We start from the raw sequence: 454 nt of genomic DNA, 5'->3' as shown, positions 1-454 counted from the left end.
GCCCTTTGGATGCTCCAGAGCGAGGAATTTGATCTGGTGTTAAGTGACATCGTGATGCCAAACGGGATCAACGGCATAGAGGTTGCTCGCGAAGCGAGGCGATTGAACAAGCGCATCAAGGTCCTGCTGGCCTCGGGCTACGCGGGAGACGTGTTGGAACGACATCAGGCGGTAGGCGAATTTCCGATTATCGACAAACCATTCCGCATGTCGGATTTGGCGGCGCGCTTGCGGTCAATCCTGCACGAACATTAGGATAGTTTGCTGACGTTGCTTCCTTGCGGCGCATGGCGCCATTGGTGAGGTTTATCGGGTAGGTCACGGTTCAACACCTCCAAACAGCTGGGGCAGTCGACGAGACTTGGTCCGCTGCGGGTCCAGGCTGTGTGAAAACGATCTGTTTGCCGTGATTCGCGCGATAAGATTCCCTGCGTTTGCAGGGGGCATCTAATGA

At 55.5% G+C, this 454-nt stretch carries 1 protein-coding gene; it reads left to right on the top strand.

Annotated elements, in window-relative coordinates; translation table 11 throughout:
- Window positions 1-255, top strand: a 255-nt coding sequence (locus tag ACZXDY_RS46430) for a response regulator (RefSeq protein ID WP_464350092.1), incomplete at its 5' end; no start/stop codon positions are given.
- Between the last annotated feature and the right edge of the window lie 199 nt (window positions 256-454).

It is taken from the genome of Bradyrhizobium sp. LeoB3, from assembly GCF_055456055.1.
The sequence above is the reverse complement of the archived record's forward strand: the minus strand, read 5'-3'. Positions and strand labels throughout refer to the sequence as shown.